Source organism: Candidatus Krumholzibacteriia bacterium, from assembly GCA_035268685.1.
In the GTDB taxonomy this organism is placed as follows: Bacteria; Krumholzibacteriota; Krumholzibacteriia; order JAJRXK01; family JAJRXK01; genus JAJRXK01.
Genome location: DATFKK010000197.1, coordinates 37255 through 57193, shown reverse-complemented (window position 1 = coordinate 57193; position 19939 = coordinate 37255). Strand labels below are relative to the sequence as shown.

The 19939-nt window shown below is 66.6% G+C and carries 37 protein-coding genes; 32 read left to right on the top strand and 5 right to left on the bottom strand.

All coding sequences use genetic code 11. From position 1 onward, the window contains the following. The 32 genes from tuf to VKA86_19145 all read left to right on the top strand — a co-directional run. A partial coding sequence (tuf, locus tag VKA86_19300; GenBank protein ID HKK73356.1) for an elongation factor Tu occupies positions 1-134 on the top strand: 134 nt, incomplete at its 5' end. Between the two features lie 81 nt (positions 135-215). Further along, complete coding sequence (gene rpsJ, locus VKA86_19295; GenBank protein ID HKK73355.1) at positions 216-524, top strand: 30S ribosomal protein S10; 309 nt, start codon at positions 216-218, stop codon at positions 522-524. A gap of 10 nt (positions 525-534) precedes the next feature. After that, on the top strand, positions 535-1167 hold the full coding sequence (gene rplC, locus VKA86_19290) for a 50S ribosomal protein L3 (protein ID HKK73354.1): 633 nt from the start codon (positions 535-537) through the stop codon (positions 1165-1167). Between the two features lie 54 nt (positions 1168-1221). Further along, the gene (gene rplD / locus VKA86_19285; protein HKK73353.1) at positions 1222-1851 is read left to right on the top strand and encodes a 50S ribosomal protein L4; all 630 of its coding nucleotides are present in this window, start codon (positions 1222-1224) and stop codon (positions 1849-1851) included. Further along, positions 1848-2135 carry a 50S ribosomal protein L23 gene (gene rplW / locus VKA86_19280; GenBank protein HKK73352.1) on the top strand — a complete coding sequence of 96 codons (288 nt, stop codon included), beginning with the start codon at positions 1848-1850 and terminating at the stop codon, positions 2133-2135. Before rplD ends, rplW begins: the two co-directional genes overlap by 4 nt. 20 nt (positions 2136-2155) lie before the next feature. Next, the gene (gene rplB / locus VKA86_19275) at positions 2156-2983 is read left to right on the top strand and encodes a 50S ribosomal protein L2 (GenBank protein ID HKK73351.1); all 828 of its coding nucleotides are present in this window, start codon (positions 2156-2158) and stop codon (positions 2981-2983) included. 36 nt (positions 2984-3019) lie between these two features. Further along, a complete protein-coding gene (rpsS, locus tag VKA86_19270; protein HKK73350.1) occupies positions 3020-3289 on the top strand; it encodes a 30S ribosomal protein S19 in 270 nt (89 codons plus the stop codon). Between the two features lie 15 nt (positions 3290-3304). Then, on the top strand, positions 3305-3673 hold the full coding sequence (rplV, locus tag VKA86_19265) for a 50S ribosomal protein L22 (protein ID HKK73349.1): 369 nt from the start codon (positions 3305-3307) through the stop codon (positions 3671-3673). Positions 3674-3687: 14 nt separating this feature from the next. Then, the gene (rpsC, locus tag VKA86_19260) at positions 3688-4359 is read left to right on the top strand and encodes a 30S ribosomal protein S3 (GenBank protein HKK73348.1); all 672 of its coding nucleotides are present in this window, start codon (positions 3688-3690) and stop codon (positions 4357-4359) included. 1 nt (position 4360) lies between these two features. Further along, on the top strand, positions 4361-4774 hold the full coding sequence (gene rplP / locus VKA86_19255) for a 50S ribosomal protein L16 (protein HKK73347.1): 414 nt from the start codon (positions 4361-4363) through the stop codon (positions 4772-4774). Then, the gene (rpmC, locus tag VKA86_19250; protein HKK73346.1) at positions 4775-4984 is read left to right on the top strand and encodes a 50S ribosomal protein L29; all 210 of its coding nucleotides are present in this window, start codon (positions 4775-4777) and stop codon (positions 4982-4984) included. It begins immediately after the preceding gene. Positions 4985-5043: 59 nt separating this feature from the next. Then, the gene (gene rpsQ, locus VKA86_19245) at positions 5044-5328 is read left to right on the top strand and encodes a 30S ribosomal protein S17 (protein ID HKK73345.1); all 285 of its coding nucleotides are present in this window, start codon (positions 5044-5046) and stop codon (positions 5326-5328) included. Positions 5329-5371: 43 nt separating this feature from the next. Beyond that, positions 5372-5740, top strand: a complete 369-nt coding sequence (gene rplN / locus VKA86_19240) for a 50S ribosomal protein L14 (GenBank protein HKK73344.1) — start codon at positions 5372-5374, stop codon at positions 5738-5740. Positions 5741-5754: 14 nt separating this feature from the next. After that, entirely contained in the window at positions 5755-6000 is a 246-nt protein-coding gene (rplX, locus tag VKA86_19235) for a 50S ribosomal protein L24 (protein HKK73343.1), read from the top strand. 38 nt (positions 6001-6038) lie between these two features. Then, positions 6039-6575, top strand: coding sequence for a 50S ribosomal protein L5 (gene rplE / locus VKA86_19230; GenBank protein HKK73342.1), 537 nt, complete (start codon positions 6039-6041; stop codon positions 6573-6575). Positions 6576-6591: 16 nt separating this feature from the next. Further along, on the top strand, positions 6592-6777 hold the full coding sequence (locus tag VKA86_19225; GenBank protein ID HKK73341.1) for a type Z 30S ribosomal protein S14: 186 nt from the start codon (positions 6592-6594) through the stop codon (positions 6775-6777). A gap of 30 nt (positions 6778-6807) precedes the next feature. Then, on the top strand, positions 6808-7203 hold the full coding sequence (gene rpsH, locus VKA86_19220) for a 30S ribosomal protein S8 (GenBank protein HKK73340.1): 396 nt from the start codon (positions 6808-6810) through the stop codon (positions 7201-7203). 16 nt (positions 7204-7219) lie between these two features. Continuing rightward, complete coding sequence (gene rplF / locus VKA86_19215) at positions 7220-7762, top strand: 50S ribosomal protein L6 (protein ID HKK73339.1); 543 nt, start codon at positions 7220-7222, stop codon at positions 7760-7762. A gap of 20 nt (positions 7763-7782) precedes the next feature. Further along, positions 7783-8160: a 50S ribosomal protein L18 gene (gene rplR / locus VKA86_19210; protein HKK73338.1), complete on the top strand. Its 378-nt coding sequence runs from the start codon at positions 7783-7785 to the stop codon at positions 8158-8160. A 19-nt stretch (positions 8161-8179) separates the two neighbouring features. Continuing rightward, positions 8180-8902 (top strand): 30S ribosomal protein S5, encoded by a 723-nt coding sequence (gene rpsE / locus VKA86_19205; protein ID HKK73337.1) that lies wholly within the window; start codon positions 8180-8182, stop codon positions 8900-8902. A gap of 6 nt (positions 8903-8908) precedes the next feature. Further along, positions 8909-9103: a 50S ribosomal protein L30 gene (rpmD, locus tag VKA86_19200; protein HKK73336.1), complete on the top strand. Its 195-nt coding sequence runs from the start codon at positions 8909-8911 to the stop codon at positions 9101-9103. A 7-nt stretch (positions 9104-9110) separates the two neighbouring features. Then, the gene (gene rplO, locus VKA86_19195; protein ID HKK73335.1) at positions 9111-9581 is read left to right on the top strand and encodes a 50S ribosomal protein L15; all 471 of its coding nucleotides are present in this window, start codon (positions 9111-9113) and stop codon (positions 9579-9581) included. 24 nt (positions 9582-9605) lie between these two features. Next, complete coding sequence (gene secY, locus VKA86_19190; GenBank protein ID HKK73334.1) at positions 9606-10916, top strand: preprotein translocase subunit SecY; 1311 nt, start codon at positions 9606-9608, stop codon at positions 10914-10916. A 16-nt stretch (positions 10917-10932) separates the two neighbouring features. Next, entirely contained in the window at positions 10933-11499 is a 567-nt protein-coding gene (locus VKA86_19185; GenBank protein ID HKK73333.1) for an adenylate kinase, read from the top strand. Continuing rightward, positions 11480-12241, top strand: a complete 762-nt coding sequence (map, locus tag VKA86_19180) for a type I methionyl aminopeptidase (protein ID HKK73332.1) — start codon at positions 11480-11482, stop codon at positions 12239-12241. Before VKA86_19185 ends, map begins: the two co-directional genes overlap by 20 nt. Before the next feature lie 19 nt (positions 12242-12260). Continuing rightward, positions 12261-12479, top strand: a complete 219-nt coding sequence (gene infA, locus VKA86_19175) for a translation initiation factor IF-1 (GenBank protein HKK73331.1) — start codon at positions 12261-12263, stop codon at positions 12477-12479. A 16-nt stretch (positions 12480-12495) separates the two neighbouring features. Then, on the top strand, positions 12496-12609 hold the full coding sequence (gene rpmJ / locus VKA86_19170) for a 50S ribosomal protein L36 (GenBank protein ID HKK73330.1): 114 nt from the start codon (positions 12496-12498) through the stop codon (positions 12607-12609). A 68-nt stretch (positions 12610-12677) separates the two neighbouring features. Continuing rightward, positions 12678-13046, top strand: a complete 369-nt coding sequence (gene rpsM, locus VKA86_19165) for a 30S ribosomal protein S13 (protein HKK73329.1) — start codon at positions 12678-12680, stop codon at positions 13044-13046. 67 nt (positions 13047-13113) lie between these two features. Further along, positions 13114-13506, top strand: a complete 393-nt coding sequence (gene rpsK, locus VKA86_19160) for a 30S ribosomal protein S11 (GenBank protein HKK73328.1) — start codon at positions 13114-13116, stop codon at positions 13504-13506. Between the two features lie 129 nt (positions 13507-13635). Continuing rightward, positions 13636-14640, top strand: a complete 1005-nt coding sequence (locus VKA86_19155; protein HKK73327.1) for a DNA-directed RNA polymerase subunit alpha — start codon at positions 13636-13638, stop codon at positions 14638-14640. Between the two features lie 21 nt (positions 14641-14661). After that, positions 14662-15204: a 50S ribosomal protein L17 gene (gene rplQ, locus VKA86_19150; GenBank protein ID HKK73326.1), complete on the top strand. Its 543-nt coding sequence runs from the start codon at positions 14662-14664 to the stop codon at positions 15202-15204. A 188-nt stretch (positions 15205-15392) separates the two neighbouring features. Then, the gene (locus tag VKA86_19145) at positions 15393-15629 is read left to right on the top strand and encodes a hypothetical protein (protein ID HKK73325.1); all 237 of its coding nucleotides are present in this window, start codon (positions 15393-15395) and stop codon (positions 15627-15629) included. Between the two features lie 7 nt (positions 15630-15636). Here the strand turns inward: VKA86_19145 and glp are convergent, their stop codons facing one another. Genes glp through moaA form a run of 5 tightly spaced genes read right to left on the bottom strand, consistent with a single transcriptional unit; the run spans position 15637 to position 19902 of the window. After that, positions 15637-16860 (bottom strand): gephyrin-like molybdotransferase Glp, encoded by a 1224-nt coding sequence (glp, locus tag VKA86_19140; protein ID HKK73324.1) that lies wholly within the window; start codon positions 16858-16860, stop codon positions 15637-15639. After that, complete coding sequence (gene moaCB / locus VKA86_19135; protein ID HKK73323.1) at positions 16857-17792, bottom strand: bifunctional molybdenum cofactor biosynthesis protein MoaC/MoaB; 936 nt, start codon at positions 17790-17792, stop codon at positions 16857-16859. The genes glp and moaCB overlap by 4 nt, the downstream gene beginning before the upstream one ends. Then, positions 17789-18391, bottom strand: coding sequence for a molybdenum cofactor guanylyltransferase (locus VKA86_19130; protein HKK73322.1), 603 nt, complete (start codon positions 18389-18391; stop codon positions 17789-17791). Before VKA86_19130 ends, moaCB begins: the two co-directional genes overlap by 4 nt. Beyond that, positions 18388-18840 (bottom strand): MOSC domain-containing protein, encoded by a 453-nt coding sequence (locus VKA86_19125; GenBank protein HKK73321.1) that lies wholly within the window; start codon positions 18838-18840, stop codon positions 18388-18390. Before VKA86_19125 ends, VKA86_19130 begins: the two co-directional genes overlap by 4 nt. A 36-nt stretch (positions 18841-18876) precedes the next feature. Further along, positions 18877-19902: a GTP 3',8-cyclase MoaA gene (gene moaA, locus VKA86_19120; GenBank protein ID HKK73320.1), complete on the bottom strand. Its 1026-nt coding sequence runs from the start codon at positions 19900-19902 to the stop codon at positions 18877-18879. Positions 19903-19939: the final 37 nt, after the last annotated feature.

Below are 19939 nucleotides of genomic sequence, written 5' to 3'. Positions count from 1 at the left end.
TGATGCCGGGCGACAACGTGGAGCTGCAGGTGGATCTGATCACCCCGATCGCAATGGAAGAGGGACTCCGCTTCGCGATCCGCGAGGGCGGCCGCACCGTCGGTGCCGGTGTCGTCGCGGAGATCTACGAGTAGTCCGGCGGACAGCATTCGTTCGGGGGTGGCCCGGAACGGCCGGTTCGCCCACGGCAACGCGAAGAAGCAGGAGAACGAGGAATGGCGCGTCAGAAGATCCGGATCCGCTTGAAGGCCTACGAGCCGACGACGCTGGACCGGTCGGCCCAGGTCATCTGCGACACCGCGAAGCGGACCGGCGCGGACATCCGGGGTCCGGTGCCCCTGCCGACCAAGCGGTCGGTGTTCACCGTCAACCGTTCGCCCCACGTCGACAAGAAGTCGCGGGAGCAGTTCGAGCTGCGGGTGCACAAGCGCCTGATCGACATCGTCAACTCCACCAATCAGACGGTGGACGCGCTGATGAAGCTCAATCTGCCGGCGGGCGTCGACATCGAGCTGAAGGTCTGAGGAGACAGTCATGGCGGTTCGAGGACTGATCGGAAAGAAGGTCGGCATGACCCAGGTCTTCGACGAAGACGGGCGGGTGGTGCCGGTGACCGTGCTCGAGTGCGGGCCGTGTCCGATCACGCAGATCAAGACGGAAGAGACCGATGGCTACCGGGCGGTCCAGATCGGCTACGGCAACGACCGCAAGCCCAAGCGCACGCCGAAGGCGCACATGGGCCACGTGACCCGGGCCGGCGCGGGACCACAACGCGTGCTCCGTGAGTTCCGCGTGCAGGAGACCGATGGTCTCGAGCTCGGCCAGATGGTGACGGTCGACGCCTTCGAGGGCGTCGGTGCGGTCAAGGTCACGGGCTACACGAAGGGTCGCGGTTTCACCGGTCTGATGAAGCGCTACGACTTCGGCGGCGGTCGCGAGACCCATGGTTCGCACCACCATCGGCGTGCCGGAACCATCGGCATGTGCGCCACGCCCAGCCGAACCCATCGCGGCCAGAAGATGGCCGGTCGGTACGGGAACCAGCGGCGGACGGTGAAGAACCTGCAGGTGATGCGTGTCGACACCGAGAACAACCTGATCCTGGTGAAGGGCGCCGTGCCCGGGGCGAAGAACGGATACGTGCTCGTCCAGGCGACGGGCGCCTGAGAACGGTCGGGACCGCGGTCCCGACGATGAACTCGAGTCCAGAAGGACATTGCGATGGCAGTGGCCAAGCGATTCAACGAGAACGGTGAAGGGCAGAGCGAACAGCGGCTCCCCGAGCTGCTGTTCGAGGCCCCCGTGCACGAACAGGCGCTGTACGAGACCGTCAAGGTCTACCTGAAGAACCAGCGCCAGGGCACGGCGAAGACCAAGGAGCGGGGCGAGGTCGCCTACTCCGGGACCAAGCTCTTCCGCCAGAAGGGAACGGGGCGCGCGCGCGCCGGCTCCCTGAAGTCGCCGATTCGTTCGGGCGGTGGCACGACCTTCGGGCCGAAGCCGCGGGACCACAGGACCCGGCTCAACCGAAAGGTCCGGCGCCTGGCTCTGTTGAGCGCGCTCAGCGATCGCGCTGCCAACCGGGCCATCTCCGTGGTCGAGGATCCGTCGCTGGACGCCCCGAAGACCCGGATCATGGTGTCGGTGCTCGGGAACATGGGGCTGAGCGACAAGAAGGTCCTGTTCGTCGTACCCGGAGACGGGAACACGCTCTACAGGTCCCTGCGCAACATCGAGGGTGTCGACGTGATCCCGGCCTATCAGTTGAACGCCTACCGGGTGCTTCGCAGCGAAGAGCTCGTGTTCACCGAGGCGTCGCTCCAGCAGGTGACGGAGGTGTTCGGAGCATGAAGGATCTGACGCGGGTGATCGTCCGTCCGGTGGTGACCGAGAAGACCACCGCAATGGGTGAGAGCAACAAGTACGTCTTCGAGGTCGCTCCGGCGGCCAACAAGGTCGAGATCCGACAGGCCGTGGAACGCTACTTCGGCGTGAAGGTTCTCGACGTCCGCACCATGAACGTGAAGGGCAAACCCAAGCGACTCGGCATGTACACCGGGCGCCGTCCCGGATGGAAGAAGGCCGTCGTCACGGTCGGCGAAGGCGACAAGATCGACCTGTTCGACGTGGTCTGAGGCGCTGGGAGAGAGGTCTCATGGGAGTCAAGAAGTTCAAGCCGGTGACCCCGTCCGCTCGCTACCGCACGGTGTCGGACTTCTCGGACGTCACGAAGAGTGAGCCCGAGAAGGCGCTACTGGAGCCGCGCAAGCGTACGGGTGGCCGCAACAACCGTGGCCGGATCACCAGCCGTCACCGTGGTGGCGGTCACAAACGGCGCTACCGTCTGATCGATTTCAAGCGCAAGAAGCACGACATCGAGGCCCGGGTCGCGGCGATCGAATACGATCCCAACCGCTCGGCCCGGATCGCGCTCCTGCACTACATCGACGGCGAGAAACGCTACATCATCGCGCCCAAGGGCCTCGAGGTCGGCGCGAAGGTCGTGTCGGGCTCGCAAGCCCCGTTCAACGTCGGCAATGCCATGCCGCTCGAACGGGTGCCACTGGGCACGCTGGTGCACAACGTCGAGATGGTACCGGGGCGCGGCGGTCAGTTGGCGCGCGGCGCCGGGACCTACGCGCAGGTCATGGCGAAGGAGGGCAACCAGGTCACCCTTCGTCTGCCGAGCGGCGAGATGCGCATGGTGCACCGCACCTGCCAGGCCACCATCGGCGAGGTCGGCAATCCCACGCACGAGAACGTGGTGCGGGGCAAGGCCGGCAAGAGCCGTTGGCTCGGGCGTCGACCGCACGTTCGCGGTGTGGCCATGAACCCGATCGATCACCCCATGGGTGGTGGTGAGGGCAAGAGCTCGGGTGGCGGGCACCCGGTGTCGCCGTGGGGCTGGAAGACCAAGGGCATGAAGACCCGGCGTAACAAGCCCAGTGACAAGTTCATCGTCCGTCGTCGGAACCAGAAGTAGCAGGCTGTCGGTCGACACCGACGAGGAGATCGCCGCATGGCACGTTCGATCAAGAAGGGCCCGTTCGTAGAGGACTCGCTCCTCATGAAGGTCGAGGTCCTGAATTCGAAGAGCGAGAAGAAGGTCGTGAAGACCTGGGCCCGGAACTGCACGATCGTTCCCGAGTTCCTGGGCCACACGATCGCCGTGCACAACGGGAAGCAGTTCGTTCCCGTCTACGTGCAGGAGAACATGGTCGGGCACAAGCTCGGAGAGTTCGCGCCCACCCGTACGTACCGCGGTCATACGACCAAGGGCAAGAAGTAGCGCAGGAGCAGAACCATGCAGAGCACGGCGATCTCCCGATTCAACCGGATCTCGGCGCGCAAGGTTCGCCTGGTGGCGGACGCGGTGCGCGGTATGGGGGTCGAGGAAGCGGTGCACGCCCTCGAGCTCATGCCGAAGAAGGCCGCGCCCATCCTCCAGAAGACGATCCTGTCGGCGGTCGCGAATGCGAAGCAGCACGACGAGAACGTCGGGATGAGCGAAGAGGACTTCGTGGTCCACGAGATCCGGGTCGACGAGGGCCCGACCTTCAAGCGGATCCGGCCGCGCGCCCAGGGTCGCGCGTTCCGTATCCGCAAGCGCACCAGTCACGTGAAGGTCGTCGTGCGAGCGCTCGCCGACGAGGCGACCGAAGCCGCCGAGTAAGGAAGGCAGACCACATGGGTCAGAAGACGCATCCGACCGGATTCCGCCTGGGAATCATCAAGGATTGGAACTCGAAGTGGTTCGCGCACAAGAGCTACGCGGACTGGCTCGAGGAGGACATCGCGATCCGGAAGATGGTGCAGAAGCAGGTCGGGAACGCCGGGATCGCCGACTGCCAGATCAAGCGCAGCCCGAAGAAGGTCACCGTCACGCTGCAGACCTCGCGTCCCGGCGTGGTGATCGGTCGCAAGGGCGCGACGGTCGACAAGCTCCGCGGTGATCTGCAGAAGCTCTCGGGCAAGTCGGTCACGCTCGACGTGAAAGAGGTCAAGAAGCCCGAGCTGACCTCGGTCCTCGTGGCCGAACACATCGCCCACCAGCTCGCGCAGCGCGTGAGTTTCCGGCGGGCCATGAAGAAGGCCATCGCGACGGCCATGCGTATGGGGGCCAAGGGTATCCGGATCCGGTGCGGTGGTCGCCTGGGTGGCGCCGAGATGGGCCGCGTGGAGAGCTACCACGAGGGATCGGTGCCTCTGCACACGCTGCGCGCCGATGTCGACTACGGGACCGCGGTCTCGTTCACGACCTACGGGACCATCGGCGTGAAGGTGTGGATCTGCAAGGGAGAGGTCCACCCCATGGAATTCAAGAAGAAGCTCGCCAACGAGGTCCAGGAGGCGCTCTGACATGTTGATGCCGAAGCGAGTCAAGCATCGAAAGCAGCAGAAGGGGCGCATGAGGGGCCTCGCGCACCGCGGCTCGCGGGTGTCGTTCGGTCGTTACGCGCTGCAGGCCTCGGAGGCGGGTTGGATCACCGCCCGGCAGATCGAGGCCGCGCGTATCGCGATCACGCGCCACGTGAAGCGTCAGGGCAAGCTGTGGATCCGCATCTTCCCGGACAAGCCGATCACCATGAAGCCGGCCGAGACCCGCATGGGCAAGGGCAAGGGAGCGCCCGAGTACTGGGTCGCCGTGGTGAAGCCGGGGCGGGTCCTGTTCGAGCTCGGTGGTGTGAGCGAGGAGCTGGCTCGCGAGGCGCTGACCCGCGGGCGCCACAAGCTGCCGATCCCCGTGCGCTTCATCGAGCGGGAGGACGACTAGATGAAGACCTTCGAGATGCGTGACCTCTCGGTCGAGGAGCTCGAGGCCCGGATCGCCGAGGAGTCGGAGAACCTCATGAACATGCGGATCAAGCTCAAGGGGCGCACGCTGGACAACCCGCTGAACTACCGGGCGGCGCGTCGTGAGCTGGCTCGCATGAAGACCGTCCTGACCGAGAAGCAGAAGGAAGCCGAGTCCGCTCGCGACTGAGCTGACGGCGAACCGGGTGATTCGGGGTGGCGCGAGCCACGCCGGACAGGAGACCGAAGATGACCGACGAGACCCAGGTCGACACCCAGCCCGAGCGCAATGCGCGCACCGTGCGGCAGGGAGTCGTGGAGAGCGTCAAGATGGACAAGACGATCGTGGTTCGCGTGACGCGCCGTGTTCGTCATCCGCTCTACGAGCGGTTCATCAAGAAGTCCACGAAGCTGCACGTGCACGACGAGACGAACGACGCTCGCGAGGGCGACGTGGTTCGCGTGATGGGCACGCGTCCGCTGAGCAAGTTGAAGCGATGGCGGCTGCTCGAGGTCGTCGAACGCGCCAAGTAGTCAGTCGTTCTCAGGAAACCGCGCAGGCGGAAGGGCGAGCGAGATGATCCAGGAAGAAACGCTGCTGAACGTGGCGGACAACTCGGGGGCCAAGACGGCGAAGTGCATCCGCGTGCTCGGGGGCACGAATCGCCGCTACGCCCACGTGGGTGACGTCGTGGTCCTCACCGTGAAGACGGCGTTGCCCGACGGGACGATCAAGAAGGGTTCGGTGGTCAAGGGCGTGATCGTTCGGACGCGGAAGGAACAGCGCCGGCGTGACGGCAGCTACATCCGCTTCAGCGACAACGCCGTGGTCATCATCAACGAGGAGAAGGAGCCGGTCGGGACGCGTATCTTCGGACCCGTCGCGCGCGAGCTCCGCGAGCGCAAGTTCATGCGCATCCTCTCCCTGGCTCCCGAAGTGCTGTAGGCGTCGGAGGAATCATGAAGATCGCGCGTAACGACATCGTCGAAGTGATCGCCGGCGACGACCGCGGCAAGCAGGGCCGTGTGATCCACATCGACCGGAAGAAGGATCGGGTGACGGTCGAGAAGGTTCGATTGACCAAGCGGCACAAGAAGCAGGTCCGCGGTCAATCGCAGGGCGGGATCGTCGAGGCCGAGGCCCCGATCGCCATCAGCAACGTGAAGCTGGTGTCGAAGGGTTCGCGCGGCACCGAGAAGTCGTGAGTTCGGAAGCCGAGCACCGCTAGAGAGGTCGAAACGACATGGCTCGCTTGAGAGAAGACTATCAGAAGACGGTCGCCCCGGCGCTCCAGGAGAAGTTCCAGTACGGGAACGTCATGGAAGTGCCCCGGATCGAGAAGGTCGTCGTGAACATGGGCGTGGGAAAGGCGATCGAGAGCGCCTCGCACATGGAGGCGGCGGTGAAGGACCTCACCGCCATCACCGGGCAGAAGCCCGAGGTGCGCCGTGCCCGGAAGTCGATCAGTAACTTCAAGCTGCGCGAGGGCATGCCGATCGGCGCCCGCGTCACCCTGCGAGGCGAGCGCATGTGGGAGTTCCTGGACCGATTGATCAATGTGGCCCTGCCGCGTGTCCGCGACTTCCGCGGCGTGCCGGGCAAGATGAGTGGCCGAGGAGACTACAACCTCGGTCTGAAGGAGCAGTTCATCTTCCCGGAGATCGACTTCGACAAGATCGACGCGGTGCGGGGGATGAACGTGACGGTGGTGACCTCGGCGAAGACCGACGAAGAGGGCCGCGAGCTGCTGCGCCTCTTCGGAATGCCGTTCCGGAACTGAGCCAAAGGACCAAGACGTGGCGAAGAAGTGCCTGATCGTGAAGGCCAACAAGAAGCCCAAGTTCAAGGTGAGGGCGTACAACCGCTGCCGCCGCTGCGGCCGTGCGCGTGCCTATTACCGCAAGTTCGGTCTGTGTCGGATCTGCTTCCGGGACCTGGCGCTCAAGGGCGACATCCCGGGTGTGGTCAAGGCCAGCTGGTAGCGATCCACCGAGTCAGGAGACGAGCGAGCCATGATGACCGATCCGATCGCGGACATGCTGACCCGCATCCGCAACGGAGCCAAGGCGCGTAAGCGCCGGGTGGACATTCCCGCCAGCAAGATGAAGCGGGCGGTGGCGGAGCTTCTCGTGCGCGAGGGGTACCTGCGTTCGGTGAAGTTCCTCGAGGAGGGCCCGCAGGGCACCCTGCGGATCTACCTCAAGTACAGCGAGGAACGGATTCCGGCGTTCGAGGGGATCGAACGCGTGAGCAAGCCGGGACTGCGGCGCTACGTCCCGAAGGACGAGATCCCCAAGGTTCTCGGCGGTTACGGAACAGCCGTCGTGTCGACATCGAAGGGAATCCTCACCGGACACCAGGCCCGCATGGCCGGTGTCGGTGGCGAGGTTCTCTGCAAGGTCTGGTAGTTCGACTGGAGGCATCATGTCGCGCGTCGGTCTGAAGCCGATTCCGCTGCCCTCGGGCGTCGAGATCGAGATCGAGGAGAGCCTCTCGATCGTGAAGGGCCCGAAGGGTGAACTGCGTCAGCACATCCCGGCCGGGATCGAGATCAAGGTCGAAGACGGCAACGTCGTCTGCTCGCGGCCGAGTGAGCATCCCCGTGACCGCTCCAACCACGGTCTGGTGCGCGCGTTGATCGCGAACCAGGTCAAGGGTGTGAGCGAGGGATTCTCGCGAGAGCTCACGATCGTCGGTGTGGGATACCGCGCCGAGCTGAAGGGCAGGAATCTGGTGATGAACCTGGGCTATTCGCACCCGATCGAGGTGCCGGCGCCCGAGGGCATCACCTTCGAGGTCCCCGAGCAGACCAAGGTGGTCGTGAAGGGCTCGAGCAAGCAGGTGGTCGGACAGATCGCGGCCGAGATCCGCGATCTGCGTCCGCCCGAGCCCTACAAGGGCAAGGGTGTGCGCTATGCCGACGAGAAAGTGCAGCGCAAGGCCGGGAAGTCGGCCACCAAGGCCTAGCCGCGAGGCAGGAGCGAGTCATGAGTGTTCGAGAGAGTGCGAAGTACCGCCGGGACAGCCGGCTGCGCCGGTCGCAGCGGGTCCGGCGCCGGGTGTCCGGATCGGCCGAGAAGCCGCGTCTGAGCGTCCATCGCAGCAACAAGCACATCTTCGCCCAGCTGATCGACGACGAGTCGGGGATCACCCTGGCCTCGGCCCACGATCTGCGCATGGATCCGCCCGAGATCGAGGGTGCCGACGGCAAGGTGGCCCGGGCCCGCGCCGTGGGACAGGCCGTGGCCGAGAAGGCCAAGGGCAAGGGGATCGAGACGATCGTCTTCGACCGGTCGGGCTATCGATATCACGGTCGCATCGCGGCCCTCGCCGAGGGCGCCCGCGAGGGCGGCCTGAAGTTCTGAGAGAGTTCGAGGAGGAATCGTGGCGGAACCGAGAAGCGCGGAGAACACGGGCGCTCGCCGAGGCGGGCGCGGCGACAACCGCCCGGGCGGCGGCCGCGGTGGCCGTGGTGACGGTCGCGGGCGCGGAGGTCGTGGCGGACGCCGGGACCGTGATGCCGAGAAGAGTGATCTCCTCGAGCAGGTGATCGCGCTCAACCGCAACTCCAAGGTCGTCAAGGGTGGTCGGCGATTCAGCTTCAACGCGATCGTCGCCGTCGGAGACGGCCAGGGGAAGGCGGGTGTCGGTCTGGGCAAGGCGAACGAGATCTCCGACGCGATCCGCAAGGCCGGAGAGAACGCCAAGCGCAACATGACGACCATTCCCATGGTGGGCGGGACGATTCCGCATCAGGTGATCGGTCACTTCGGCTCCGGCCGCGTGCTGCTGAAGCCGGCGGCCCCCGGTACGGGTGTCATCGCCGCCGGTGGTGTGCGCGCGATTCTGACGGTGGCCGGTGTGCAGGACATCCTGACCAAGCAGCTGGGGACCAACAATCCCCACAACGTGGTCAAGGCGGCCATGGAGGGGATCCGCTCGCTGCGAACCGTCGAGCAGGTCGCCCGGCGCCGCGGGATCTCGGTTCCCGAGGTCTACGGATTGAAGAAGAAGGAGCCCGCGGAGAAGGACGCCGAGGCGTCGGTTCCGCAGCCCGAAGCCAGCGCCGAGGCGCCGGCACCGAGCTCGTCGGAGAGCCAGGAGTAACGAGTCATGGCCAAGATCAAGGTCACCCAGATCCGGAGCGGGATCGATCGACCCGGGAAGCACAAGCGAGTCCTGGAGTCGCTCGGCCTGCGACGGCACCAGACGAGCCGCGTGCACGAGGACACCCCGGTGATCCGCGGCATGGTCGCGAAGATCCCCCACCTGGTGCGGGTCGAGCCCGTCGGCGCGGACGAGGAGTGAGATCGCGATGAAGCTCAACGAGATTCGCCGGCCCGCCGGCAACAAGAAGCCGAAGCCGCGCAAGGGTCGCGGGCCGGGCAGCGGCCTGGGCAAGACTGCCGGACGCGGCCACAAGGGCCAGAAGGCCCGCAGCGGTGCCAAGTTCCGGGCGTGGTTCGAGGGCGGGCAGATGCCCGTGAACCGACGTCTGCCGAAGCGGGGTTTCTACAACCGCTTCAGCGTCCGCTACCAGCTCGTCAACCTGCGCGATCTCGAGCGCCTGGGCGACGTGACCGAGGCCGACGCCGCGGTCCTGGCCGCCCACGGCCTGGTGAAGGACCCGCGCGGCCGCGTGAAGCTGCTCGGTGACGGCGAAGTGAACAAGGCGCTGACGTTGGTGGTCGACAAGGCGAGCAGGTCTGCGGTCGCGGCGATCGAGGCCGCGGGCGGCAAGGTCGAGATCCGGGCCGGCGAGCCCGAGAGCACGAACCAGGGCTAGCCCGGGAAGGATGACGTCGTGCGACTGACCGCCGGCTATCAGAACATGTTCAGGATCCCGGAGCTGAAGCGACGTCTTCTGTTCACGGCGTTCATCCTGATCATCTATCGACTCGGCAGCCATGTTCCGGTACCCGGAGTCGACGCCAACGCGCTCGAGCAGTTCTTCGACTCGATGCGCGGTGGACTTCTCGGCCTGTACGACATGTTCGCGGGTGGCAATCTGTCGCGGGCAACCATCTTCGCCCTGGGCATCATGCCCTACATCAGCGCGTCCATCATCTTCCAGCTCATGCAGGCGGTGGTGCCGGCGCTGGAGAAGCTGGCGAAGGAAGGCGAAGAGGGCCGGGCGAAGATCACGCAGTACACCCGGTACGCAACGGTGGCCCTGGCCGCGGTCCAGGCGGCGGGCATGTCGATCGCCGTCGAGAACCTCGCAGCTCCGGGCGGAGCAGCGGTCGTCACGAATCCCGGGCTGTTCTTCAAGTTCCAGATGGTGATCACGCTGATCGCCGGGACCATGTTCGTGATGTGGCTCGGCGAGCAGATCACGGAGCGGGGGATCGGGAACGGAATCTCGCTCATCATCACGATCGGGATCATTGCGAGCTATCCGGCGGATCTGAACCGCGTGCTGGCCCAGCTCGAGGTCGGCGCCATGAACCCGTTCACGCTGATCGGGTTGCTGATCTTCATGGTGTTCGTGATCGCAGCCGTGATCCTCATGACCCAGGGGCAACGCCGGATCCCGGTCCAGTACGCGAAGAAGATGGTCGGGCGCCGCATGTACGGAGGCGCGAGCACGCACATCCCGCTGAAGGTCAACACCGCCGGCGTGATCCCGATCATCTTCGCGCAGTCGATCATCATGTTCCCGGGGACGCTCGCGCAGTATTTCCCGGACAGCGGGGCCATGCAGTGGCTGGCGAACATCTTCGCGCCCGGCGCCCCGGTCTACATCGTCGTGTACTCGGTGATCATCGTCTTCTTCGCCTATTTCTACACCGCGGTGGTCCTGAATCCGGTCGACCTCGCGGACAACATGAAGAAGTACGGCGGGTTCATTCCGGGCATCCGCCCCGGCAAGCGCACGGCCGAATTCATCGATCGCGTGCTGACTCGGGTCACGTTGCCGGGAGCGATCTTCCTGGCACTGATCGCCGTCCTTCCGGACGTGCTGATCCGTTCGTTCAACGTACCGTTCTACTTCGGTGGTACGGGGCTGCTGATCACGGTCGGTGTGACTCTGGACACCATGCAGCAGATCGAGAGCCATCTGCTCATGCGGAACTACGAGGGCTTCATGAAGCGCGGCAAGCTGCGCGGACGCAGGTAGGCGGAGGCAGGCTGTCATGGCTCGCAACGTCTTGATCATGGGCCCTCCGGGGTCGGGCAAGGGCACGCAGGCGGATCGCATCGCCGAGAAGCGCGGAATGGTGCACATCTCGACGGGCGACATGCTGCGGGCCGCCATCGCCGAGGGCAGCGACCTCGGTGAGCGGGTCAAGGCGACACTGGAGCGGGGCGACCTGGTCTCGGACGACCTGATGCTGGAGCTCGTGAAGGAGCGTCTGGATCAGCCGGACGCCCGAAAGGGATTCCTGCTCGACGGATTTCCGCGGACCGTGGCGCAGGCCCACGCGCTCCTCGACGGACTCGAGGGCGACCGGCAGCTGGGCGCGGTGATCGTGATGCAGGTGCCCGAGGATGAACTGGTGCGTCGGGTGATCGGCCGCGGTCGGGACGACGACACCGAAGAGACGATTCGTCACCGTTTGAAGGTGTACGAGCAGCAGACAGAACCCGTTCTCGCCGTGCTCGAGGGCAAGGTCCCACGCTACGACGTGGACGGGGTGGGAGACGTCGAGGAGGTCACCCGTCGGATCGAGAGCGCACTGGATGCCTCGGATCCGGCCTAAGACGCCCGTCGAGATCGACGCCATGGCCGCCGCCGGAGGCGACCTCGCGGAGGTCTTCCTGGCCCTGCGGCGCGAAGGTGTCGTTCGAGCAGGAGCGCGGGCGAAGGACGTGGACCGCTTCGTGGAAGAAGTGATCCACGACCAGGGGAACCTCCCGGCGTTCAAGGGCTTCCACGGGTTTCCGGGGAGTGCATGCGTCTCGATCGACGAAGAGGTCGTCCACGGGATTCCCGGCGACCGCGTGATCGAGGACGGAGACATCGTCGGCGTGGACATCGGCCTCGTGCGCGAGGGGTGGCACGCCGACAGCGCAGAGACGATCTGCGTGGGCGTCGTGTCGCCCGAGGCCGAGCAGCTGTGCCGGGTCACCGAGCGCGCGCTGGCCGACGGGATCGGTGCCTGCCGCGTGGGCGCGAGCCTGGCGGGGATCGGGCGGGCGATCGAGTCGCAGGCCCGGGAGAACGGCTACGGGCTCGTCGAGTCGATGGCTGGTCACGGGATCGGTCGCGACCTGCACGAGGAACCGCAGGTGTTCAACTACGAGAGCTTTCGGCACCCGAACCTCGAACTGGAGGCCGGATGGGTGCTGGCGCTCGAACCGATGTTCAATCTCGGCACGGGCAGGGTGCGCGTGCTCCGGGACGAATGGACGATCGTGACGCTGGACGGGAAGTGGTCCGCCCACTTCGAGCACACCGTCGCGATCACCGAGGACGGGCCGCGAGTGCTCACGGCCCGATGATGGAAACGGGGAAACGTTTATGGCCAAGGAAGAGGCGATCTCGGTCGAAGGAACGGTTACCGAGGCCCTCCCGAACGCCATGTTCCGAGTGGAGCTCGAGAATGGGCACAACATTCTCGCGCACGTGTCGGGGAAGATGCGGATGCACTTCATCCGTATCCTGCCCGGGGACAAGGTGACCGTGGAGCTTTCCCCCTACGATCTGACCCGAGGTCGGATCACGTACCGCTACAAGTGACCGGGAGCAGGAAACCGTGAAGGTCCGGGCATCCGTCAAGAAGATCTGTGACAAGTGCAAGATCATCCGCCGCAAGGGCAAGGTGCGGGTCATCTGCGAGAACCGCCGCCACATCCAGCGGCAGGGTTAGTTCCCGGTATCGGCGGGGAACGACCCCGAGGCGTCCGCCCACCCAGGGCGGGCACGAAAGGAGCCAGAGTGGCACGAATCGCCGGAGTCGACATTCCGAACGAGAAGCGGATCGCGACCTCGCTGACCTACATCTTCGGGATCGGCGACACGCGCGCGTTCGAGATCTGCGAGAAGTGCGGGATCGATCCCCAGACCACGACCAGCTCGTTGACCGAGGATCAGGCGCGCCTGATCCGCAACATCATCGAGAAGGACTACCAGGTCGAGGGTGCTCTGCGCTCGGAGGTCAGCATGAACCTGCAGCGTCTGAAGGACATCGGATGCTACCGGGGTCTGCGGCACCGCCGTGGCCTGCCCGTGCGGGGTCAGAACACGAAGAACAATGCCCGCACCCGCAAGGGCCCGAAGGGTCGTCCGGGCGCGAAGAAGAAGTAGTCCTACGAACCCAACGGTTCCGAGATCCGGATTCACAGGTCCCTGAACGACGGGGCGAGGAGGAAACGTGGCTGCTGCACCCAAGAAGGGCAAGGGCCGCAAGGTCAAGAAGAGGGTCGATGCGATGGGCGTGGCCCACGTCAAGTCGTCCTTCAACAACACCATCATCACCATCACCGACACCCAGGGCAACGTGGTGACCTGGAGCAGTGGTGGAAAGGTGGGGAACAAGGGCTCGCGCAAGAGCACCGCGTTCGCTGCCCAGCAGGCCGCTCGTCAGTGCGCCGAAGAGGTGTACGGGCTCGGTATGAAGAAGGTCGAGATCTGGGTCAAGGGCCCGGGGAGTGGTCGTGAGGCCGCGATCCGCTCCCTGAAGACCTCGCCGCTCGAGATCGCGCGGATCAAGGACGTGACGGCCATCCCGCACAACGGGACCCGTCAGCCGCGCCGTCGGCGTTAGTCCTGGGAGAGAGCGCAGGGTTCCACCGCGGTGCGGTGACGGACCCGAACCGCTGTCGTCCCGACCTGACGTCCACGAGATCGATCCGCGAACGGCGGGGCCGCCGAGCGCCGCATTAAGGAGACCGAGATGAAGTGGGAAAAGCTCCTCATGCCCTCGGGCATCGATCGTGAGCAGAGCAAGTTCGAGGGCAACCACGCCGAGATCGTCCTGCAGCCGCTGGAGCGCGGGTTCGGTCTGACGTTGGGCAACGCCCTGCGCCGGACGCTGCTGGCCGCGATCCAGGGTGCCGCGATCAGCGCCGTGAAGATCGAGGGTGTGCGTCACGAACTGAGCATCATCCCGGGCGTCACCGAGGACGTCACCGACATCGTCCTGAACCTGAAGCAGGTCGTCTTCGAGTTCGACCGCGAGGAGCCCTGCTGGATAAGCCTGAAGGCCGACAGCGCGGGTGCCGTCACCGCAGGTATGATTCAGGTGCCCGAGGGTGTGAAGGTCATCAACCCGGACATGCACATCTGCACGCTCGGCGAGGGCGCCAGCGTTCAGATGGAGATGTACCTGGTCACCGGCCGGGGCTACGTCGATCGCGAGGAGATCGAGTGCCCCGACGAGTCGATCGGTGTCATCCGCCTCGACGCGAACTTCAGCCCGATCCGCCGCGTGAGCTACCGGGTCGAGGACACGCGTGTCGGTCAGCGGACCGACTACGACCGCCTGGTGCTGACCGTCGACACCGATGGCAGCATCACGCCGGACGACGCCGTGGGCCACGCCGCGAAGATCGTCAAGGACTACGCCCAGCTGCTGATCAACTTCGACGAAGCTCCCATGGACGAACAGGAGAGCCAGGTCGACGAAGGTACCGAGAAGCTCGTGGAACTGCTGCGTCGCAGCGTCGACGAGTTGGAACTGAGCGTCCGCTCGGCCAACTGTCTGAAGGCGGGCAACATCGACTCGCTGTACGACCTGGTCACGAAGAGCGAGAGCGAAATGCTCAAGTTCCGCAACTTCGGGCGCAAGAGCCTGAACGAGATCGGCGAGCTGCTCGAGGGTATGGGACTGCGCTTCGGTATGAGCTTCGACGAGGACGTGCAACGTCTCGTCAAGGGCGAGACCGCCGCCAACAAGTAGGAAACACGAGGAAGTCGAGTCATGCGACACAACGTTGACGGACGGAAGCTGGGGCGCACCGCTGCCCACCGCCGGGCGCTGTACCGGAGCCTGGTGATCTCGTTGATCCAGCACGAGCGGATCAAGACGACCACGCCCAAGGCGAAGGAAGCGCGTCGGCTGGCCGAGCGGCTGATCACCTTCGCCAAGCGCGGGGATCTGAGTGCGCGTCGTCACGCCGCCCGGATCCTGAACGACAAGGCGGCGGTGAAGAAGCTCTTCGACGAGATCGGACCTCGCTACACCGAGCGGGCCGGCGGCTACACCCGCGTGGTGAAGTTCGGCAAGCCTCGTCGTGGCGACAACGCGGAGATGGCGCTGCTCGAGTTCGTGAGGGACGGGGATCGCCCCGACCGCAAGCGCAGCGCCCGCAAGGCCCAGCCCTACGAGGTTCCGGGCCGGCCGGCCGCCGCCGCGGTCGAGGAGACGCCGGCCGAGCCGGTGGTCGAGGAGGTTCCGGCCGAGGAGACCACCACCGAGGCGGCTTCCGAGGAGTCCTCGGAAGAGGAAACGAAGAAGGACTGACCGGGGGCGGTCCGGCGTCTGCCGAGGCCCCTGGCGGCGTGTTCTCAGCGGAAGGGGAACCCACGGGTTCCCCTTCCGGCGTTTCCGGTGCGGTGCACGTGAGGACGGAGCACCGACCGCCGTCATCCGCTTCGTGGTAGGCTTCCGGTGACTCGTCGCCACGCGACTCGTGCCCGGAAGGCACACCCATGATCGAGTCCCGCCCCCTCCTCGTCCTGTTCGTGCTGGCCGTCGCGGTCGGTCCCGCAGCCGCCGATCCGGACATCACACGCGACGGTGCGGTCGACCTGGCCGACCTCGGCGAGTTCACGGTCGACTTCGTGGCGGGTGCGCCGGTCTTCCGCAGCGATCTGGTCGCCGACGGTTCGATCGACATCGCCGACCTCGGCACCTTCGCGATCCACTTCGGCGACGCGTGCTTCTGAGTCGGGACTAGTCGAACCAGCGGAGCCAGCGCAGGGTCACCGCGCTGCCCTCGTCGAAGACCTCGCCCTCGCGGTCGAGTTCGATCAGGGCGTCGGCCCGGGCCAGTCCGGTGAGCATGTGCGAGCCCTGCGCGGCCACGGGGTGGGCGACCAGCGTGTCGCCGTCCCAGCGGGCCGCGCCGCGCACCCATTCCAGCCGGCCGGCCTTCTTCTTCGCCCGGGCCTCGAGGCGCGCGGTGGCACTGTCCAGCGCGGCTTCGTGTGTTCGCCCGATCATGTGCCACAGCGCGGGCCGGACGAAGCGATGGAACGAGACCATCGCCGACACCGGGTTGCCCGGCAGCGAGAACACCGGGACCTGCTTCGGCCCCACGCCGAACACGTTGGGCTTACCCGGCTTGATGGCCACGCGTGCGAAGAGTTCGCGGACTCCCAGTTCCTCGCGGGCCGCCCGCACGTGGTCGTGATCGCCGACGGAGGCGCCGCCGGCGGTGAGGACCACGTCGCAGGTCCCCAGGGCCTTCTTCAGGGCGCGCACGAGCGAGCGTGGGCGGTCGTCGACGCGCCACGACTTCAGGTCGTCGAATCCGAGCCCGCGCAGGGCGGCGCGAAGGGCCGGTCCGTTCGCGTCGTGGATCTGGTGGGGACCGAGCTTCTCGCCCGGTCCGGCGACTTCGTCGCCCATGGTGATCACGGCCACCCGCGGGCGCGGGCGCACCGGCACCGTCTCGTGGCCGAAGAGCGCGAGCAGCCCGACCACAGGCGGTGTGATCAGGGTGCCCGCCTCGAGCAGTTCGTCTCCTCGAGCCACCTCTTCGCCGGCGCGCCGGACGTTCTCCCCTGGCATCGCGGCGCGCTCCACGAACACCGTGTCGCCCTCGAAGCGACAGCGCTCGACCACCACCACCGCCTCGGTCCCGTCGGGGATCGGTCCGCCGGTGAAGACCTTCACCGCGTGGCCGGGTCGCAGGCGGGGTGTCCGCGCGCTGCCGGCCGGGATCTCTCCGGCCAGGCGCAGGGCGACCGGCGCGGCCGGATCGGCGCCCTCGACGTCGGCGACCCGCACCGCGATCCCGTCCATGGCCGACTGGTCGAAACGGGGCATGCGCAGACGCGCCTTCACGGGCTTCGCCAGCGCCAGGCCGAGGGTGTCCTCCAGCGGGGTCGATCGGACCGGATGCCGCTTCACGTGCTCGAGGATCGTCTGCAGCGCCTGTTCGTGGTCGATCATCCCTGTGTCCCCCGTGGGTCGTCCTCGTGCCCGCCACCGCGGAGCATCTTGAATCCGTGGATCACGCCGGTGAGCACCGCGTCGATCGAGTCCTTCACGCCCCCCGTCGAACCCGGCAGGTTCACGATCAGGCCTTCGCCCCGGATTCCGGCGCGGCCGCGGCTGAGCATGCTGAAGGGTGTGCGCTCCTGACCGTGGGCCCGAGCGGCCTCGACGATGCCCGGCGCTTCGCGTTCGATGACGGCGTCCATGGCCTCGGGCGTGTGGTCGCGGGGGCCGAAGCCGGTTCCGCCGGTGGTGATCACCAGGCGGATCCGGTCGTCGTCGATCCAGCGGCGTACGGTCGACGCGATCGTGTCCTCGTCGTCGGGGACGACCTCGTACTCCGCCACGTCGAATCCGCGTCCGACCAGGCGCTCGCGGATCAGCTCGCCCGAGCGATCGGTCTTGTGGCCCGCGCTGATCGAGTCGCTGCACACCAGCACGCCCGCGCGGATGCCGCTGGGGTCGATCTTGTTCCAGTCGGTCTTGCCCCCGGACTTCTGCACCAGGCGGATGCCCTCGATCGACACGCTGTCGTCGAGCATCTTCAGCATGTCGTAGATCACCAGCGACGCGGCCGACGCGGCGGCCATGGCCTCGACCTCGACACCGGTGCGGTCGACGGCGTGGACGGTCACGTCGACCTGGATCTGCTCGTCGGTCATCTCGTACAGGGTCCCGACCCAGTCGATGCGGATGGGATGGCAGTAGGGAATGGTGTTCGCCACGTTCTTGGCGGCGAGGGCGGCGCAGGCGCGGCCCACCTCGAGGCAATCGCCCTTGGGTACGGTCCTCTCGCGCACGCGGTCGAGCGTGGCACTGCGCGCCTGGATCACGGCGCGGGCGGTGGCGGTGCGCAGGGTTGTGGTCTTGTGGCCGACGTCGATCATCGCAGGTCCTCCGTCCCGGACGCACGCCGGGGATCGATCGGGGTGTTCACGTTGAGGAAGGTCTCGCCGTCCGGATCGACGGAGCGCCAGACGTCTTCGTCGATCCAGTGCGCGCGCACCTGCCGCAGAGCGCGTCGGGGAGCGACCTCCCCCGACGCGAGGGCGCGTTCGAAAGGGTCGAGGCAGCCGCGCGCGTAGGCGGCCACCAGGGGTTCGGGGTGTCCGCCGTGACGGAAGACCACCGCGTCGACGCCGTCGTGCGCGTGGTCCATCAACAGTTCGAGCATCGGCGGGCGCAGGCGGGGGAGGTCGCAGCCCAGGATCCAGTTCCACGCCGACGTGGTCGCCCGCAGACCGGCGACGACGCCACGGAGAGGGCCATCGGGCGCCGCTGGATCGTCCCGGACCACGCGATCGATCCCGGGACAGGTGTCGGTCTGGTCCTCGCGGAGCACGAGCAGGACCTCGCGGCGCTGCATCGGGATCGCGGTCAGCACCTGTTGCAGGAGCGTGGAGTCGGCCCAGGGAGCGGTGACCTTGTCGCGGCCGTAGCGCGTCGACCGACCGCCGCCCAGGACGATGGCCGAGGGCGTGTTCACCGCACGTCCGTGGTCGTCGCCGCCAGCTCGACGGTGTCGCCGCATCGCAGTTCACCGCCGGACACCACGCGGCAGAAGATCCCCTCGCGGGGCATGATGCAGTCGCCGGTCTTCTCGCGGATCACGCAGCCGTGGTGGCACTCCTTGCCGATCTGCGTGACCTCGAGCTCGACGCCTCGGCCCAGGCGAAGGCGATCACCGATGCCCAACGCGGCCAGGTCGACGTCCTCGACCACCACGTTCTCGGCGAAGGCGCCGTCCTCGATGGCGGGGAACACCGCACGCATGCGCTCGATGCTCTCGTGGGCGAGCAGCGACACCTGACGGTGCCAGGGGCCGGCGTGGGCGTCGCCCTCGATGCCGTGCTCGGTCGCGAACCGGCAGGCGTCCACGGGGACCTTGGTGGTGCCCTTCTTCTCGCTGATGCAGATGGCCTTGACGTTTCCCATGATCGTTCCTCGTCTCGATCGGCAGGGTCCGGGGGATCAGCCCCCGATGCTCGACATGGATTCGTTGGTGGTGGTGCGGCAACGGGTGGCCTCGGCGACGTAGCCGTCGGCATGGCGACGGGTGATCGCCTCGGCGATCGCGCCCCGCACGGTGTCGGGGTGACCTCCGCTGCGCAGGATCGCGCCGAGGTCGGCGCTCGGCGTGCCGTACAGGCAGGTGCGCAGGCGACCGCGGGCGTCGAGCCGCAAGCGGTTGCAGTCGGCGCAGAAGGCGCGGGTGTGGGCCCGGATCACGCCCAGACGACCACGCAGTGCGTCGCTCTCCCAGGTCTCGGCCACGTCGCGAGGACCGCGGCCGAGAGGCCTCAGGTCGACGTGGGTGCGCAACCGGTCGACGATCGTGTCGCCGTCCATGCTCGTGGCCTCGCGGCCGCCGTCGCCGTCGAAGGGCATCGGTTCGATGAAGCGCACGGTCACGTCGTGGTCGCGGACCAGATCGACGAAGTCACCGAACTCGTGGTCGTTCGTGCCCGGCAGGACGACCACGTTGATCTTGAGGTTGAGCGGCGAGGCGAGCAGCAGGTCGAGGCCGCGGCGGACGCGGTCGAAGTCGTCGCGCCGGGTGATCCGCGCGAAGGTCTCGGGACGGAGCGAGTCCAGACTCAGGTTCACGCGGTCGACACCTGTGGCGAGCAGGGCATCGAGCTTGTCCTCGATCAATACACCGTTCGTGGTGACGGCCAGCGTCGGCGGGGTCGGAAGCTCGTCCAGGCCGCGCAGCAGGTCGAGCACTCCGCGCCGGACCAGGGGTTCCCCTCCGGTCAGTCGGATCTTGCGCACACCGAGGTCGACGAGGATCGAGCAGAGTTCGAGCATCTCCTCGATCCGCAGCACGTCGTCGTGCCCGACCTTGGCCACGCCCGTGGCCGGCATGCAGTAGCGGCAACGCAGATTGCAACGATCGGTGACCGACAGGCGCAGGTAGTCGAGCCGGCGGCCGAAGGGATCCTCGAGATGTTCGCCGCTCGGCGCGGGAGTCACGCGGCGGGTCGGGTGGATCATGGCTTCCTTCCAGGAACGGGAGCTGATCGAGGGGTTT